17 protein-coding genes and 1 pseudogene are annotated in these 15,973 nt (G+C 50.7%); 17 read left to right on the forward strand and 1 reads right to left on the reverse strand.

The annotated features are described in order from the left end of the window. Nucleotides 1–15: 15 nt before the first annotated feature. The 17 genes and pseudogenes from JL661_RS06020 (at nt 16) to JL661_RS18320 (ending at nt 15,639) form a co-directional block, all read left to right on the forward strand. The gene (locus JL661_RS06020) at nt 16–357 is read left to right on the forward strand and encodes a DUF2190 family protein (protein ID WP_004242395.1); all 342 of its coding nucleotides are present in this window, start codon (nt 16–18) and stop codon (nt 355–357) included. A 4-nt stretch (nt 358–361) separates the two neighbouring features. Beyond that, on the forward strand, nt 362–640 hold the full coding sequence (locus JL661_RS06025; protein WP_062773603.1) for an ATP-binding protein: 279 nt from the start codon (nt 362–364) through the stop codon (nt 638–640). A 1-nt stretch (nt 641) separates the two neighbouring features. After that, nucleotides 642–1,205, forward strand: a complete 564-nt coding sequence (locus JL661_RS06030) for a phage tail protein (protein WP_004242398.1) — start codon at nt 642–644, stop codon at nt 1,203–1,205. After that, nucleotides 1,205–1,603: a phage tail terminator protein gene (gpU, locus tag JL661_RS06035; RefSeq protein WP_062773605.1), complete on the forward strand. Its 399-nt coding sequence runs from the start codon at nt 1,205–1,207 to the stop codon at nt 1,601–1,603. The genes JL661_RS06030 and gpU overlap by 1 nt, the downstream gene beginning before the upstream one ends. 9 nt (nt 1,604–1,612) lie before the next feature. Beyond that, nucleotides 1,613–2,077 (forward strand): annotated as a pseudogene (locus JL661_RS06040) (phage tail tube protein); the annotation flags it as partial. 66 nt (nt 2,078–2,143) lie between these two features. After that, nucleotides 2,144–2,545 carry a phage tail assembly chaperone G gene (gene gpG / locus JL661_RS06045; RefSeq protein WP_049246345.1) on the forward strand — a complete coding sequence of 134 codons (402 nt, stop codon included), beginning with the start codon at nt 2,144–2,146 and terminating at the stop codon, nt 2,543–2,545. A gap of 65 nt (nt 2,546–2,610) precedes the next feature. Then, nucleotides 2,611–2,877 (forward strand): phage tail assembly protein T, encoded by a 267-nt coding sequence (locus tag JL661_RS06050; protein WP_316576523.1) that lies wholly within the window; start codon nt 2,611–2,613, stop codon nt 2,875–2,877. After that, the gene (locus JL661_RS06055) at nt 2,858–5,731 is read left to right on the forward strand and encodes a phage tail tape measure protein (RefSeq protein ID WP_062773608.1); all 2,874 of its coding nucleotides are present in this window, start codon (nt 2,858–2,860) and stop codon (nt 5,729–5,731) included. Before JL661_RS06050 ends, JL661_RS06055 begins: the two co-directional genes overlap by 20 nt. A gap of 2 nt (nt 5,732–5,733) precedes the next feature. Further along, nucleotides 5,734–6,063 carry a phage tail protein gene (locus tag JL661_RS06060; protein WP_062773611.1) on the forward strand — a complete coding sequence of 110 codons (330 nt, stop codon included), beginning with the start codon at nt 5,734–5,736 and terminating at the stop codon, nt 6,061–6,063. 23 nt (nt 6,064–6,086) lie between these two features. Beyond that, nucleotides 6,087–6,683 carry a hypothetical protein gene (locus JL661_RS06065; RefSeq protein WP_218481034.1) on the forward strand — a complete coding sequence of 199 codons (597 nt, stop codon included), beginning with the start codon at nt 6,087–6,089 and terminating at the stop codon, nt 6,681–6,683. 261 nt (nt 6,684–6,944) lie between these two features. Continuing rightward, nucleotides 6,945–7,727, forward strand: coding sequence for a KilA-N domain-containing protein (locus tag JL661_RS06070; protein WP_062773617.1), 783 nt, complete (start codon nt 6,945–6,947; stop codon nt 7,725–7,727). Nucleotides 7,728–7,738: 11 nt separating this feature from the next. Then, on the forward strand, nt 7,739–8,437 hold the full coding sequence (locus JL661_RS06075) for a phage minor tail protein L (protein WP_004242408.1): 699 nt from the start codon (nt 7,739–7,741) through the stop codon (nt 8,435–8,437). Between the two features lie 17 nt (nt 8,438–8,454). After that, on the forward strand, nt 8,455–9,183 hold the full coding sequence (locus JL661_RS06080) for a C40 family peptidase (RefSeq protein WP_062773621.1): 729 nt from the start codon (nt 8,455–8,457) through the stop codon (nt 9,181–9,183). Next, a complete protein-coding gene (locus JL661_RS06085; RefSeq protein WP_187305318.1) occupies nt 9,087–9,731 on the forward strand; it encodes a tail assembly protein in 645 nt (214 codons plus the stop codon). Before JL661_RS06080 ends, JL661_RS06085 begins: the two co-directional genes overlap by 97 nt. 12 nt (nt 9,732–9,743) lie before the next feature. Further along, nucleotides 9,744–12,938 (forward strand): TipJ family phage tail tip protein, encoded by a 3,195-nt coding sequence (locus JL661_RS06090; RefSeq protein WP_125112374.1) that lies wholly within the window; start codon nt 9,744–9,746, stop codon nt 12,936–12,938. After that, on the forward strand, nt 12,935–13,990 hold the full coding sequence (locus JL661_RS06095; protein ID WP_062771353.1) for a DUF6453 family protein: 1,056 nt from the start codon (nt 12,935–12,937) through the stop codon (nt 13,988–13,990). The genes JL661_RS06090 and JL661_RS06095 overlap by 4 nt, the downstream gene beginning before the upstream one ends. Before the next feature lie 68 nt (nt 13,991–14,058). Continuing rightward, nucleotides 14,059–15,639 (forward strand): phage tail fiber protein, encoded by a 1,581-nt coding sequence (locus JL661_RS18320; protein ID WP_062771355.1) that lies wholly within the window; start codon nt 14,059–14,061, stop codon nt 15,637–15,639. A gap of 32 nt (nt 15,640–15,671) precedes the next feature. On the opposite strand, the gene JL661_RS18650 is transcribed toward JL661_RS18320, so the two are convergent. Next, nucleotides 15,672–15,953: a helix-turn-helix domain-containing protein gene (locus JL661_RS18650; RefSeq protein ID WP_051456193.1), complete on the reverse strand. Its 282-nt coding sequence runs from the start codon at nt 15,951–15,953 to the stop codon at nt 15,672–15,674. Between the last annotated feature and the right edge of the window lie 20 nt (nt 15,954–15,973).

Here is a 15,973-nt window from a genome sequence, read left to right on the forward strand (position 1 = left end):
GCCGCGGAGACGATTATGGCTAAGAATTATCAGCAGCAGGGGATGACCATCGCGATTGTTAACAGCGGAACCAAACCCGTTACCAGCGGTTCACTGGTGCAGGTTGGCTCACTGGCCGCGGTGGCAATTACAGACATTGCCGCCGGTGCAACCGGTGACGGATTTGCCGAAGGGGTTTTCCGGCTGCCTAAAAAAAACGGGCTGGTGCTTAAAGCGGGGGCGGCGGCTTCCGTTAAAGACGGTCAGCTGGTGGATACCGGCGGCGTGGTGATCGGCGTAGCCTGGGAGGATGCGGCTGCCGGTGACGCAGATGCCGCTGTGAAGATTAACGTCTTCCCGCCGGCGGCACAGGGATAACGCTATGACCCCGTTTCAGCAGATGAAGTCCCGGATGGATGCACTGACAGCGGAAAAAATGGGGGAAGTCATTTATCTGAATGATCAGCCTGTCTGTGCTGTTGAGTTTCATTTTCTTCCGGAAATGGGACCGGTCAGCGGTGACGGGGTCAGTTACGTGATTTTCACCCCGGGGGTCACCGCACGCCGGAATGACAGGGTCGTTATCAGCAATGCGGAGTACACCGTAACCCGTGCTCTGCGCTATAACGGCAAGCCCCATATTTTTATCGAGAGTGAATAATATGGATGGTATTCAGCAGGCGATTAATAACCTGAACACAATCAGCGGCACGGCGGTACCGGTCGCCACGGCTCAGGCCGTAAACCGGGTTGCAGTCCGTGCGATAGGGCGCAGTGTCAAAAGGGTATCAGGCGAAACGCAACTGCAGCAGAAGCTGATCCGTCAGCGTGTCCGTCTGCGCAGAGCAAGCAGTAAACAGTCTGTGCCCCGTGCGCGGTTACTTGTGAACAGAGGCAATCTCCCGGCCATTGCACTCGGTACAGCTAAGGTTCAGTTGTCACGCAAACGGCGTGATAAACACGGACGCGGCAGTGTACTGAAAATCGGGCGGTTTAAGTTTGAGGATGCGTTTATTCAGCAACTGGCAAACGGTCGCTGGCATGTTATGCAGCGCACCAGTAACTCACGTTATCCGATTGATGTGGTGAAAATCCCCCTGGTGACCCCGCTGACACAGGCATTTACGGATGAAACAGAATCACTTCTGAAATCCGATATGCCGAAAGAACTCGGGCAGGCACTGAAAAATCAGCTCCGGCTGTATATCAAAGCGAGGCTCCCCTGATGCATAAACATTCCGCTATCCGGCTGACGGTGGCTGATGCCCTGCGGGCACACCTCGGGGAAACTCAGGTATATGACGGTCGCCCGGTATTTCTTGAGGGGTCTGAACTCCCGGTTGTCGCGGTGTATCTCACTGACGCTTCGCCGACGGATGATGTTGTGGATGAAGACCAGTGGCAGGCCGTTCTGCATATTGAGGTTTTCCTGAAAGCGAGTAATCCGGACTCAAAACTGGACGAATGGATGGAAGACAAAATTTATCCCGCCATGCAATCCGTACCGGCACTGGCCGGACTTATCGAAACCATGTCAGCGGCAGGCTACGACTATCAGCGCGATGATGAAATGTGCCTGTGGGGCTCAGCCGATCTGACATATCACCTGACGTATTCAATGTAAGGAAAAATTATGCCTTTACCTCCTAACCCGCTGACTCCTGTCAAAGGCGCCGGAACAACGCTGTGGATTTATACCGGCGAAGACGACCCGACCAAAAATCCGCTGGCAGACGAAGGCTGGACGCGCCTGGCAAAAATCAAAGAGCTTCAGCCCGGGGAAATCAGCGCTGACAGTTACGACGATACCTATCTGGATGATGAGGACGCCGACTGGAAAGCAACCGCTCAGGGTGAAAAGTCAGCCGGTGAAGCCAATATCACACTGGCCTGGAAACCCGGCGAGCAGGGACAGAAAGACCTGGTCAGCTGGTTTGATACCGGTGATGTCCGTTACTACAAAATCCGCTATCCGAACGGCGCGGTTGATCTGTTCAAAGGATGGGTCAGCAGCCTGGGTAAATCGGTACCGGCAAAAGAGGTGATCACCCGCACCATCAAAATCACCAACTCCGGCCGCCCGGCACTGGCGGAAGAAATGAAACCGGCAGCCGGAGAAACCCGCACAGCCCCCAAAGCCACGGAATAATCCGGAGGAGAAACAATGATGAATTTTCTGAAACAGAAAGAATTCACGTACAACGGCGAATCACTGATGCTGAGCGAATTATCGGCCTTACAGCGGGTGGAGTACTTCGATCACCTGGTGACTCAGACTGAAAAAGAAGCGCCGGCAGAGGATGCGCAGAGCCTGAAACGTACTGCTGTCTATGTGCGTATGAATATCGAATCAAATGCGTTTCTGGTAGCCCGTTCTCTGTTCAATGTGGGTAATACAGCGGGTAAACAGGTTGATGAGATCCGCGCTGATATTCTCAGCACCTGGCCGCCGGTCGCGCTGGAGCAGGCGGCAAAACTGGTACTTGAACTCAGTGATATGCAGGTCAAAACCACAGACGGTGAAAGTGCTGAACCGGTCGCAGATCCGGAACCGGCCGAAAAGTAATCGCCCGTGAGCGTCAGTTTATCCTGCGCCTCGCTCATGAATTTAAACGGGCGGACTGGCGCAGGATGCTGGCGGATATGACGGCAACAGAGCTGGGGGACTGGTACACCTATTTCGGGGTAACGCCATTCACTTATCAGCTGATTGATCTGGAGTTCGCCGCACTCAGTAACACCGTGGTGTCGCTGGTGGGCGGCAGCAAAGACCTGTCGCTGAATGATTTTCTGTTACTGAAACACAGCGAAGAAACCGGTGAGACTGACGACTCACTGTTAATGACAGCAGGCGAGGGGATCGCCGGGGGAGTACGTTATGAGCCAGCAGATAGCTGATCTGGTCATTAATCTCAGTGCGGACAGCACCACATTCACTGAGCAGGTTGGACGCGTCGAACGTCAGTTATTGCAGGCTGCAGCCAGTGCGGATGCGTCAGCTGAGCGTATGCGTAAATTTGCCGAAGGGCAGTCAGCAGCGGTTAATCAGGCAGCGAACAGTACACAGGCCACACTGAAAACGCTGGATGAGTCTCAGATATTCAGTGCTGATAAGTTTGTTCAGAAATGGAAAGCCGCGGCGCGTGAAATTGACAGCATGCACCGCCGGATGAATGAACAGATCAATAACAGCAGGCAGAAAGATTCGGCCGGTCGGGATCTGGCGCGGCAGCAGGATGCCATGACCGAAAGTTTCTTCCGTCAGATTGATGCGGTAAAGAAGACCGGCAGCGGGCTTGAACAACTGGCTGTCATTCAGACAAAACTGAACCAGGCGCAGCGTGCCGGTACCATTTCGCAGCAGGATTATCTGACCCTGATCTCATCCGTCACGCAGCGCACAACAGAGTTACGCCGTGCGGATGAAAACCTGACGCAGCAGAAAACCCGGTTTATTCAGCGCCTGAAAGAACAGGTAGCCACACAGAACCTGTCCCGCAAAGAAATGCTGCGTTACCAGGCGGCGCAACTGGGCGTCAGTTCATCAGCGGATATCTATATCAATAAACTCCGTGACAGCAACAAAGAAACGGAGAAGTTTAAGAATAACAGCAAACTACTCAGTAACGGGCTTAACAGTCTTGCCAGTCAGTTCGGGATGTCAGGGTTACTGCGCGGCGGTATATGGGGTGGGATCATATCCGGCATCGTGGGTGCAGGTAAGGCTGCATACGATGCGGAATCAGAGTTTACCAACTTCAATAAACAGCTGATCCTGACCGGTAATTATGCCAATAAAACCGCATCTCAGCTTAATGAAATGGCACGGACACTGTCCGGCGGCGGCATAACCCGCCATAAAATGGCAGAAACATTGTCAGAGGTAGTCGGCACAGGCCTGTTCCGGGATAACGAATTAACCCGCGTATCGAAAGCGGCTGCACAGATGAACTATATCACCGGCCAGTCAGTGGAAACCACGATCAGCCAGTTCAAACGCCTGCAGGACGAGCCGTTACAGGCCTCACTGGAACTGGAAAAGGCCAATCATCACCTGACCGCCGCACAGCTTGAGCAGATCCGCACACTGGAATTACAGGGTGATAAAACCGCCGCTGCCCGCCTGGCGGTGGATGCTTACGCTCAGGCCATTAATGATGGCGCCACGGATATAAGTAATAACCTCGGGTATCTTGAATCTGCGTGGGTTACCTTGCGGGATGCGGCAGGAAAGGCCTGGGACACCATGCTCGGGCTTGGCAGAAAACAGACACTTGATGAAGAAATCCGTGATATTGAAGATTCGCTTAAGCGGATGTCGGACTCTCCATGGTCGGTTAACAGCTCGGTTAACTCAGAGCACCTTAAAAGCAAGCTTTCCTCGCTGAAAGAGCAAAAGTTTAAAGAAGACTTAGATAAAGCTCGTGCGCAGGCCGACAAAAATAATGAACAGATAGAAGTTAACAGGATCAGAATAAGGCAGGAAAATTTTTTAAAAAATGCCACCTGGGAGGAAAAACAAAAAGCTGACCTGGCTAAACTGGAAAAAGACAGATGGGCATTATCGGAAGACGAATATGAAAATGCTAAGCGAATGATCGCTTGGCGAAATAGACCAAGGGATAAACCGCGAGAAAGAAAGGGGAAGGGGTACCAGGTAGGCGAAGGTACCAAAGCCGAAGAGCAGGCCATTAAAGAGCAGGTAGCCCTGGAGTCAAAGCTCCGCGTCCTGAAAGAGCACAAATCAGTCACTGATGTGATCAGCGCTGAGCGTAAAAAACTATGGGAAATGGAAGCGCAGATCGCCATTACCGAAGAGGCCAGGGGTAAGCGGCAGTTAACCAAACAGGAACAGGCACTTCTGGCTAATAAAGCGGCGGTACTGGCTCAACATGAGAAACTGGCTCTGCTGGGTGATGAAGTTGTTGCACAGGAACGCCTGAATAAACTTCAGGATCAGGCAGATAAATACGTTAAGCAGCAGACTGAAAAGCAAAATGCGATCCGTGATGCTATCGGTAAATCCTCGCGTGAGGCACAGCAGGCGCTTGAACGGTCGCAGATTCTATCCGCACATCAGGATAATCCGCGATTGAATGACATGCTTGAGTCTCAGGCGGCAACATATGCAGCGGAAGAGGAAAAACGCGCTAACTGGCTGGCTGGGGCACAGACTGCATGGGGTGATTACCGTGATGCCGCACTGGATTCAAATGCTCAAATCCAGAATGCAACTATGGCTGCACTGAACGGATTCTCAACTGAGCTGACATCCGTTCTGACAACCGGTAAGGCTAATTTCCGTGAGTTCACTACATCGATACTGAAAATGCTGACAGAAATTTTTGTTAAAAAGTCGATTGTCATGGGGATGGATGCAATGGGATTTAACTTCACGGCGAACGCAAACGGCGGCGTTTATAACTCTCCGTCACTGAGCGCATACAGCGGACAAGTGGTTCGTACGCCAACGATGTTTGCTTTTGCGCATGGCGCTGGTGTTATGGGGGAAGCCGGACCAGAAGGAATCTTCCCGTTACGGCGCGGTGTTGACGGAAAATTAGGCGTGGTGGCTAAACTGGCTGGTGGAGGTGGGGAACCTCTTATTCAGAATAATTATTTCACTATCAATAATGACGGCAGCAATGGACAGATGGGCCCGCAGGCAACTCAGCAGATCCTGAAGTTAGTTGAACAAAAAACCAAACAGGTATTAGCATCAGAACGCCGTCCGGGCGGAGCGATGGGGTAACAATGGAAATATTCACCTGGAAAGTAAAACCCGGCATGAACATAGAGAGCGAACCCCGTGTTCGCTCTGTTCGTTTCGGTGATGGCTATGAGCAGCGCCGCCCTGACGGCTTCAATACTAATCTTGAAAAATACAGCGTTACATTATCACCAAAGAATGCTGAGGCTCAGGTTGTCAGGGCTTTTCTGGAAAAACATGCGGGCGTAACCGCGTTTCTCTGGAAACCTCCTCATCAAATGAACGCAATCAAGGTATTATGCCGTAAATGGTCATTTTCAGTGGGGGCGCTTAGAACCGATGTTACCGCTGAATTTGAAGAGGTTTTGGCATAAAACTGATTAACGCGGGGTTCACCATGAAAAAAAACATCGCATTTTTTACATTCCTTCTTGGCTTTTGCTTTTCATCATCAGCGGTAACAAATGGAAAAGAAATAACAGCACCTCTCGGACTGAAGTGGGGGATGACTAAAAATGAGATTATTGAAAAAACTGGCGGCATAAAGGAAATAGGATTCAGAGACGGTATTAAGCAATTTTTGGTAAACAATAAAGATAATAAAGTTGATGGATTAGAGTTGTACAGTATTGGTATTGATAAAAAGTACGGACTCACAAGTGTCGAAATGATGTTTTATATAGATAATGATAGTAACGGTAATAAGGCTGTTGAAAAATATAATGTTTTGAAGGAGGTTTTAGTTTCAAAGTACGGTGAGCAATACTCAGATGAGTATCTGTGGCGTAATTATAATAAAGGCTCGATGTCATTTGCAGCATGTATTGGTAATGAGCAATGTGGAAAATATTTTTCATCATTTGAAGATGATATAGGCGGCAATACTGGGTTGATGCTGACTACCGATTCATCTGGTGAAAACGCGAATGTATTCTTATTATATAAATCTCCTGCAATTAAAAAAAATAAAAGAAGAAGCCAAAGCCAGTTCTGAAAGCGAAGTACAGAAAAAAGCGCAAGCATTATCTGATTCGCTATAGCGCCAACGAAACATATCCATGAATAACCCGCTCCGGCGGGTTTTTTATACCTGAAATTCAGTTTTATCCACCTGTGCACCACATGCACACACGCTTTTAAACATCGAACCGATATTTAGGAATGAGCCTTTGAGGGGATCAGTTATAGCTGATGCTGCTTCGATGGGCTGATCTCCTATGTGGCAAAGGTTCATTACCTAAATAAGGAAAGCATCATGATTAAAATCATACCCATGAAGTATGACGAATCCCTGATCCCGTTTAATGGTGATTGCTGGGTGAATGCAACAGTGGCAGCCCGGTATTTTGGAAAGCTTACGAAAGACTGGCTGAGAGCTACATCGACAAAAGAATACATTTCAGAAGTTGGACAAGAGCTTGATATTGAAGCCTATAATTCTAAAGAGGAGATTTCCCCCCTTTTAGTTCGGGTGGAGAAAGGTCGCTATGGGGGCACCTGGATTCACCCGGAACTGGTCATTGAGTTTGCCCGCTGGTTATCACCAAAGTTCGCCCGTGCCTGTGACCGGCATATAAAAAATATGCTGATGGCGCAGAATATGACACTGACGGAAGATCAGGTTATCGGCCTGCTGACATACAAAGACGCCACTGAGTGGGAAAAGCGTTTTCAGGAGCCCTATTATCGCGCACTGTCAAAAATGGCCGGTGTTCCTTACTTTGGTCATGTCGGCGGGTGCCCGTCACTCTTCGGGATGATCACGGCGAAGTGGGTATACGGCGTTGCATTGCCTGATTATGTATACGAATCGGTAAAAGAAAGTCGGTCTGCGCGTGAGAAAATTCACCAGTACCTCAAGGCAGATGCCTTACGGAAAGTTGAAGAGCAAATGGTGGCGGTGACCAATATCGCCAACAGCTCAGCAGACTATAAGGATTTTGATGCCCGGTGTATGGCCGCATTTGATGTTAAAGGGCAGATGCAGCTGCTTTATCCGGTGACGGGAAATAATTCACAGATTACCCGGTTACAGTAGCGGGAGGCGCAATGCAGAACATCTCTCCGGAAATGCGGATTGCAGTTACTGAGCTGGCTTCCGACCCCGAAATTGAACTGTTTGAAATCGACCTTACTCATATCGGCGGTATCCGGTACCGGTTTTATAACGGCATGAATGGTCAGCGAAAGCCGCTTATCTGGCAAAAACAGGTTTATGATCCCTATCCTGTCAGTGGTGAGGGGTTCACCTACAGCGGAAAAGGCCCGTCAGGACGACCGACGATTACACTGTCCAACCTGTTCGGCCTGATCACCGGTATTGTCAGTCAGCTGGATGGGGCCGGTGGCGGTTATGTGATCCGCCGGGTGGTTAAATCCCGGTTCCTCGATGCAGATAACTTTGAGGGCGGAAATCCGGACGCTGATCCGTCACAGGAAATTATCAGCCGCTGGGTTATTGAACAGGTCACCAGTCTGAATAATAAAACAGCTTCCTTCATGCTGGCCGCACCCAGTGAGACAGACGGCGCAATGCTGCCGTGCCGGGTTATTTTGTCGGACGTGTGTCCGTGGGGGTACCGGTCTGCCGAATGTGGTTACGCGGGTCCGCCGGTCGCTGATGAATGGGGTAAACCAACCAGTGACCCGGCAAAGGACAAATGCGGCAAACGACTGCCGGACTGCAAACTCCGCAACAACCAGTCACGTATCGGGGCATTTGTCTCCACTTCCCGTCTCAGCAAATAGCATTTCAGAGGGTTTCCATGATTAAACACGCCATTCTGGCGCACGCTCAGGCGGATGCGCCCCGGGAATCGTGCGGCCTGATTATCCGTAATGAGCAGGGGGAGCAGTATCTGCCGTGCCGGAATCAGTCTCCGGATCCTGAACACCATTTTACTGTCGGGTTTGACGATTTTATCCGTGCCGGTGAGCAGGGCGAGGTTGTGGCTGTGGTTCACAGTCACCCGGGCGGCCAGCCGTATCTGAGTAGTGCAGACAGGACCATGCAGATAAACAGCGGACTGCCGTGGCTGCTGGTCTGTGACGAAAAAATCCACCGCTATGAACCGGTGCCGCCTCTGCTGGGCCGCCAGTTTGTGCACGGCGTGACCGACTGCTACAGCCTGTTCCGGGATGCGTATCACCTGACAGGCATCAACCTGCCGGATTTTGAACGGCATGATGACTGGTGGCGGCACGGTGAAGAACTCTACCTGGACAATATGGAGAGCAACGGTTTTGTCCGGGTGAAAAAAGATATTCAGCCGGGGGATGTGATCCTGTTCTGTTACGCCAGTTCCCGGGCGAATCACGCCGCCGTTTATCTCGGCGCACAGACCATTCTCCACCACATACCCAATCAACTCAGTAAGCGCGAGGCATATAACCCACGATGGCAACGAATGACTCACTCGATCTGGCGTTACCGCCACTGGCAACCTTCCGGCTTTACGGGGATTTGCAACGATTTGGACGCCGTTTTGATCTGAGTGTCAGAACGGCGGCGGAAGGTATCCATGGGCTTCTGCTCCAGCTCCCGCAGCTACGGCAGCGTATCCGTGACGGCTGGTACCAGATACGGATCGCCGGCAGTGATGTTTCCCCGGATGAAATTCACCGGCGTTTTAATGATCCGCTTCCCCGGAATGCGGTCGTTCACATTGTCCCGCGTATCGAAGGGGCTAAGAACGGAGGTGTGTTTCAGTTTATCGCCGGTGCTGCTGTGCTGGCAATCGGATGGTGGAACCCCGGCGGCTGGGCTATCGGTGGTGCGCTGATGTCGGCCGGTGCGGCCATGATGCTGGGCGGTGTGGCACAGATGCTGACACCGGTAGCGAAACAGTCGGATATGTCACGGGGTGAGGAAGAGAAGGGTAATACCTATTTCAGTAACCTCGAAAATACCGTGGCACAGGGCGTGGCCGTACCTGTGGCCTACGGGCGGATTATGTGCGGGTCGCGGGTGATTTCACAGTCCATTGAGATTATGGATGACAGCGACGGTACTAATATTGATGCCGGTAAACACGGCGGGTAAGTGAGGTAACAGATGGGAAAGGGCGGCGGCGGGCAGCGTACACCGTATGAGGCACCGAATGATTTAAGTTCACGGCAGAAAATATCCCTGATTGACCTGATAAGTGAGGGGCCGATTGAGGGGCCGGAAGAAATTAACAATGTGGTGAATGATTTGTCCTGCGTGTATCTGGATGATACGCCTGTCATTGACGGATCCGGAAACAGTACAGTAAACGGACTGACGGCGCAGTGGCGCGCAGGAACACTGGAACAGCCGGGACTATACGGCTTTACTTCATCAGCTAATGAGGAACCGGTTGGTATCGAGGTAAAATACAATGTCCCGGTCACCCGGACAATCACCTCACCGTATATCGACCGCCTGCGGCTGACGTTCGGGACACAGTCCCTGGTGGAATCCAAAGACAACGGCGACAGGGTGGCGACATCGGTGCAACTGGAAATTCAGATCCAGCGTGGCAGTGTCTGGTCAACGGAAAAAGTGGTCACCATCACCGGCAAGCGCAGCAACTCCCCTTACCTGATGGCGGTCATTCTGGATAACTTACCGCCGTCCCCGTTCAGTGTCCGGATGCGCCGGTTAACTCCGGACAGCACCACGGATAAAATTCAGAACAATACGGTCTGGTCGAGTTATTCAGAGCTTATTGATATTAACCAGACTTACCCCGGCTCCGCGGTCGCCGGACTGACATTTGAAAGTGAGCAGTTCGGTAATAAATTCCCGCGCCGTAACTATCTTATTAAGGGCCGTATTATCCAGGTACCGGCCAACTACAACCCGGATACACGGGTGTATTCCGGTATATGGGACGGCACCTTTAAACCTGCATGGTCGGATAACCCTGCGTGGGTGCTGTGGGATCTGCTGACACATCCGCGCTATGGCATGGGGCAGCGCCTGAAAATAGCCGAAGTGGATAAATTCGCGTTGTATATGATCGGGCAGTACTGCGATCAGGAGGTGGATGACGGTTTCGGCGGTAAAGAGCCGCGTGTCCGCTGTAATGCTTATATTACCGATCTGCGTAAAGCCTATGATGTGATCAGTGAGCTGTGTTCCTCAATGCGGATTATGCCGGTGTGGAACGGTCAGGTTCTGACGTTTGTGCAGGACCGCCCGTCTGATTCTGTATGGCCGTACACTAACGCTAACGTTGCTGACGGGGTGTTTGAATACAGCTTCAGTCCGTCAAAGGCGCGACATAACGTGGTTGAGGTTCGCTTCATTGATCCTGATAACGGCTGGAAAACCAGTGTGGAGCAGGTGTCTGATGATGTCTCTGTGGCACAGAACGGCCGGAATGTACTGCGTGTGGATGCTTTCGGCTGCACCAGTCGCGGGCAGGCTCACCGGCACGGATTGTGGATCCTGACGACAGAAAAACTCGAAACGCAGACGGTTGAATTCAGAATTGGTGCGGAAGGATTACGCCATACGCCCGGTGATATTTTCGAGATAGCGGATAACGACTGGGTGGATATGCAGATCGGCGGCCGCATTCTGTCTGCTGACCCGGAAAAGAAAACGCTGCTGCTTGACCGCAACATAGAAAAACCGGCCAAAGGTGATGCGCATGTTATTGTCACCGATGGTTCCGGCCTGCCGAAAACCATCAAAGTGACCGGCTATCCGGCTACGAATCAGATTACCCTCGATGTGATGCCGGAAGGTATACCACAACATTCTGTCTGGACGCTCTCCCTGCCGTCACTGCGCCGCCGGTTATTCCGGGCGGTGTCACTGGCGGATAACAGTGACGGAACCTTTATTGTTACTGCGGTTCAGCATGCGCCGGAAAAAGAAGCCATTGTGGATAAGGGGGCGGTATTTGAACCGAAGCCGGATACACCTCTTGGTGGTTTTATTCCCCCGGTTGAAAATCTTACTGTGGAAATAAGCAGTGATAATGAGGCATGGCAGGCAGCAGCATCATGGAACTCACCCTATGCCCTGCGCGGTGTTGAGTATCTGCTGAAGCTGACCATCGGCGACCGTGTTGCCGGAACGGCGGTAACGAAAGAATCGTTTTACCGGTTCAGTGGTATGCCGCAGGGTAATTATGTGCTGACAGTCACCCCGCAGAATGACAGAGGGCAGAAAGGGGAACCGGCCAGTACATCATTTTCCGTCAATCCGCCGCTGCCACCGTCTTATATTGAAGTTGAACCCGGCTATTTCAGTCTCGGTATTGTTCCGCGTTCCGGCGGACAGAACAGCCTACGGGCGCAATATGAGTTTTGGTTTTCAGATAAACAGGTAGCCGATATCCGCGATGTTGAATCTGTGGCCGCTTATCTGGGTAACGGCACTATGTGGATTGTGCAGGGACGTAATATGAAAGCAGGTCACCGCTATTATGTGTATGTCCGCAGCATAAACGTGGTCGGAAAATCGATATTTGTTGAGGCCAGTGGTATTCCGGAAAGTAATGCCGATGAAATCCTCGACGCTGTGCAAAAAGAGCTCGAAGACTCAGCCATCATCAAAGACCTGCAGTCGCAGGCTGACGATAATTTTGAGGCCATTATCAACAACGCCAACAACGCTTACGGCCAGTGGGGCTACTGGCAGCGCGAAAACGGCGCGATGAAAGCCGAAATTATCGAAGTCCGCAACTACACGATTACGGAAACAACGGCACTTGCGGAGAAACTGGACGCGGTACAGGTTAAAGCAGAAGACGGACTGGCGCTGGCGCAGAACTCCATCCGCGCGCAGTGGGATATGGCATCCGGTCAGGCATCCGTGGTCCACGATATGAAAGTCCGGATCCGTTATAACGGTGAGGATTATTCCGCCGGTATGGTGATCGGGGCTGAGCTGAAAGGTGGTCAGGTGAACACCCTTATCGGTTTTAACGCTCAGCAGTTTGCGTTTTATAATCCGGTGAAAAAATCGATGGACATGTTCATGTACATGAAGGACGGACAGGTCTTTATGCGTGAGGCGTTCATTAATCAGGCATGGCTCAACAGCGTGGTTGTTACTGACAAAATGCAGTCAGAAAATTATGTGCCGGGTAAAACAGGCTTCCTTATTGATGCCAAAGGCGGGAATGCAGAATTTAACAGTGCGACATTTCGCGGAAACCTCGATATCCGCAGCGCGGCATCAGGTGGCCGGATGGAAATTAATAACGCAAAGATAGATGTTTTTGATGAAAACAATGTGTTGCGGGTCAGGATCGGGAGGTTGTCTTGAGTCGGTACGGTATTTATGTTCAGCCTGAAACCGGGTCAAAGCCTTTTTATCTGGATGATGAGCAGTGTCAGCCACTTGCGAAACTGGGGCAGTTTAAATTTTATTTCCCCTATGAATCTGCAAAATTAAACAGAGTGGAGCCACCCGGCGTGTGGGAATACATCCGTGACCGCAAAGCATGGCGTGCTGTGGTTCCGAGTATGTCAGACTATAACTGTTTTATTGTGGTGAAAAAAGGGGCGCACGCGGCGAGAACAAACGGTATGACAGGAGTAATTCAGTTATGGACAGACAGACTATGGCTGGAAGAACCATACATATACGTTTATGCAGAATGCGGGGACTACTCTGCCTGGGGTGATGACCCTTACGGCAAGTTTTTTGTGTACGATGTATATGGCACCCCAAAACCCAAATCCGCTGCGGGTAAATATGGCATCCAGCTTCGTGGCATGAATGGTGTCACAACGCTGACAGATTTCTCTAAGCTGGGATACTGCGTGTGGGCCGGTACGGTTTACAGCGATGGTAAAAAGGGAAGCGGCGCTAAAATACCCGGATATGACATCAGCAACGAAAGTCGCTATACAATTTATGTCAGGCCAAAATCTCAGGCATGCACGATGCTGAGGCGTGGTAATTCAATCTGGACTGACGTCCCTGCCTATCTGAATGTACTGTTGTTCGATCACAACCCTGATTTATCTGTGTTGCCAAAATACGGGATTCAAATCTGTAACCAGAATGGAAAGACAACCTATACCAGCAAATATTGCCCGCTGATGGGAGGGCAGCTGTTATCTGCAATGTCCGGCTATTCTCAATATAAGAATCCTTATTTTAATCTTGGTAACTATGGCACGTTCGTCTCTTCCATCAAGAATAAATACTACGACCTGGCAGCACTTGGCCTGTATGTCAGCGGTAATTATTACGATGTCCGGTTTCTGGCAACAGTGGACTCCGGCTGGATGGGGGATATGTGGACAAATAACGGTAATGTGCAGGGGATTTACAATACTCACTGTATCGACGGCGATTTATATTTATAACTGACGCATAGCCTCATCAAAATAACCGCTCCGGCGGTTTTTTTTCGTCTGAAATTTAAGGAAACCCCATGATTTACACAGACGGCACCATAGCCATTAAAGCCGGTTCACCGATCGTAACCGGCACCGGTACACAGTGGAAAAAGAATATTCACGGTGTGGCACCCGGCCAGCTCATCAGTATCGAGAACGGCACAGCACCGGTCAGCATGATGATCCGTGCGGTAAACAGTGATACCGAGCTGGTGTTGTCATTCAATGCCCCGGTAACACTCAGCGGCGCGAAATACTCCATCGCTACCACGGTACCGGATACCATTTCGGATGCGGCACGCACTATGTCAGCCAATCAGGGCTATATCGTTTACTTTCTCCAGGCAATGCAGCAGTGGATGACAGACACCGGCCAGGTGGAAATTGAGTTGCCGAACGGGCAGAAGGTGACACTGGAGGATGTAAAAGGGCTGGCTTCGAGGGAATGGGTCGGGGAGATGCTGTATAAACCGAATTCCGCTGTTACCCGCGTACAAAGTCCAAACAAAAGGAACGTTGTTCAGCTGGAAAACGGGGGAACAGTGGGTTTTAAAGACACCGTGACAGACAGATATCGTTTTGCGTTGATTTCGGATGGCTCCACCCGCTGCTTTAGTGACGGAGAATATACCGGACTGGATTTAGTAAAGACCGATGGCCGCTATGTGCGACTGGAAACAAATCCTCATGCGGGTACAGCATCAATGCTTAGCATTGTGTATCGGCAGGCTAACGGCGAAAACCAGCACATTGTGACGATACCATATGACACCGGCGTAGTTGCGACTCGCTCCTGGATTCAGCAGGCAACCGGATGGGGGTCAGTATACGCGGACTATCCTCCGTATATGACAAATTTCACTAACACCAATTTGCCTAATGGTATGTATAGATTTGACCAGAACAGTCAAAATCCCCCTTCTGTCATAGGAGACAGATTTGGAAGCGTTATAACCACCAGGTATTCCGGAGATATTGGACAAAGGATAGTCCTTCCCAACTACGGTGCGACGCACATGGCGATACATCGGTATACTGGTTCTGCATGGGAATCGGTAAGGGTGTTGACATCCAATATGTATATCGTAGACGGCAGTGGATATTATAAAAAATCGTCGCCAATCGTTCAGATTTACCCTGATGGCTATTATGAAACCAACGACGAATCCGAAGGCGCGGAAGTCCGCCGTACCGGCACCGGCCAGTATCACATTACCGGTATCCTGGGTTATAATTCAGATGGCGCATGGGGCGTAAACGGTGGTATTTCGGTACCGAAAGACAATAACGGCCTTGAGCTGGTTTATGTCGATGACCGCGTACAGAAAGACGGCAGTATCATCATCGAAACCTGTCATCGTCAGCATGCGCATTTACCGGAACGTTTCCAGAACTGGCGGCTGAAAGACATCACCTCGGAAGGTGAGCGCGTTTTCTATCAGGACGGCGAACCGTGTGACCTGCCGGAATCCACCCGCCTCGATGTGCGTGTTGAAATGCCGCAGGGCTCAGTGTGGAATGTGAAACAGCGTGAACTGGCCGAACAGATAGAACGTGAGCAGGCAGAACGTGAAGCGCAGGAAGCTGCAGAGCAGGGCGTAGACTCAGATCAATAAAACAAAGCCGCGCTGGTGGACGTCCGGTGTGACTATTTTTCTGTATTACGATTGCTCATTAAAAGCATGATGTCACTGTACTCTGAGGAAAGGTAATCACTCAGTAACTCATTTACAGAGACATTAAGCACATGAGCAATCATTATAACCGTGTTTATGGTCATTGGCGTTTGCCCGGATTCATAACGTGATACCTGTTGCTGTGAGACACCAATCTTTATGGCAAGGTCATTCCCGGACATTCCGGCAGATATTCGCGCGTCTTTAATTTTACAACCTATGTTGATGTCCACGCTGTTTTTTGTATTCGTCATTGTTATAGAGATCAGATAGA

This window comes from Morganella morganii (genome assembly GCF_019243775.1).
GTDB classification, from domain to species: Bacteria; Pseudomonadota; Gammaproteobacteria; order Enterobacterales; family Enterobacteriaceae; genus Morganella; species Morganella morganii.

What these genes read in the sequence shown, in the direction of transcription:
- JL661_RS06020 (WP_004242395.1), top strand. Translation starts at nt 16, where the DNA reads ATGGCTAAGAATTATCAGCAGCAGGGGATGACCATCGCGATTGTTAAC.
- JL661_RS06025 (WP_062773603.1), top strand. Translation starts at nt 362, where the DNA reads ATGACCCCGTTTCAGCAGATGAAGTCCCGGATGGATGCACTGACAGCG.
- JL661_RS06030 (WP_004242398.1), top strand. Translation starts at nt 642, where the DNA reads ATGGATGGTATTCAGCAGGCGATTAATAACCTGAACACAATCAGCGGC.
- gpU (WP_062773605.1), top strand. Translation starts at nt 1,205, where the DNA reads ATGCATAAACATTCCGCTATCCGGCTGACGGTGGCTGATGCCCTGCGG.
- gpG (WP_049246345.1), top strand. Translation starts at nt 2,144, where the DNA reads ATGATGAATTTTCTGAAACAGAAAGAATTCACGTACAACGGCGAATCA.
- JL661_RS06050 (WP_316576523.1), top strand. Translation starts at nt 2,611, where the DNA reads ATGCTGGCGGATATGACGGCAACAGAGCTGGGGGACTGGTACACCTAT.
- JL661_RS06055 (WP_062773608.1), top strand. Translation starts at nt 2,858, where the DNA reads ATGAGCCAGCAGATAGCTGATCTGGTCATTAATCTCAGTGCGGACAGC.
- JL661_RS06060 (WP_062773611.1), top strand. Translation starts at nt 5,734, where the DNA reads ATGGAAATATTCACCTGGAAAGTAAAACCCGGCATGAACATAGAGAGC.
- JL661_RS06065 (WP_218481034.1), top strand. Translation starts at nt 6,087, where the DNA reads ATGAAAAAAAACATCGCATTTTTTACATTCCTTCTTGGCTTTTGCTTT.
- JL661_RS06070 (WP_062773617.1), top strand. Translation starts at nt 6,945, where the DNA reads ATGATTAAAATCATACCCATGAAGTATGACGAATCCCTGATCCCGTTT.
- JL661_RS06075 (WP_004242408.1), top strand. Translation starts at nt 7,739, where the DNA reads ATGCAGAACATCTCTCCGGAAATGCGGATTGCAGTTACTGAGCTGGCT.
- JL661_RS06080 (WP_062773621.1), top strand. Translation starts at nt 8,455, where the DNA reads ATGATTAAACACGCCATTCTGGCGCACGCTCAGGCGGATGCGCCCCGG.
- JL661_RS06085 (WP_187305318.1), top strand. Translation starts at nt 9,087, where the DNA reads ATGGCAACGAATGACTCACTCGATCTGGCGTTACCGCCACTGGCAACC.
- JL661_RS06090 (WP_125112374.1), top strand. Translation starts at nt 9,744, where the DNA reads ATGGGAAAGGGCGGCGGCGGGCAGCGTACACCGTATGAGGCACCGAAT.
- JL661_RS18320 (WP_062771355.1), top strand. Translation starts at nt 14,059, where the DNA reads ATGATTTACACAGACGGCACCATAGCCATTAAAGCCGGTTCACCGATC.
- JL661_RS18650 (WP_051456193.1), bottom strand. Translation starts at nt 15,953, where the DNA reads ATGACGAATACAAAAAACAGCGTGGACATCAACATAGGTTGTAAAATT.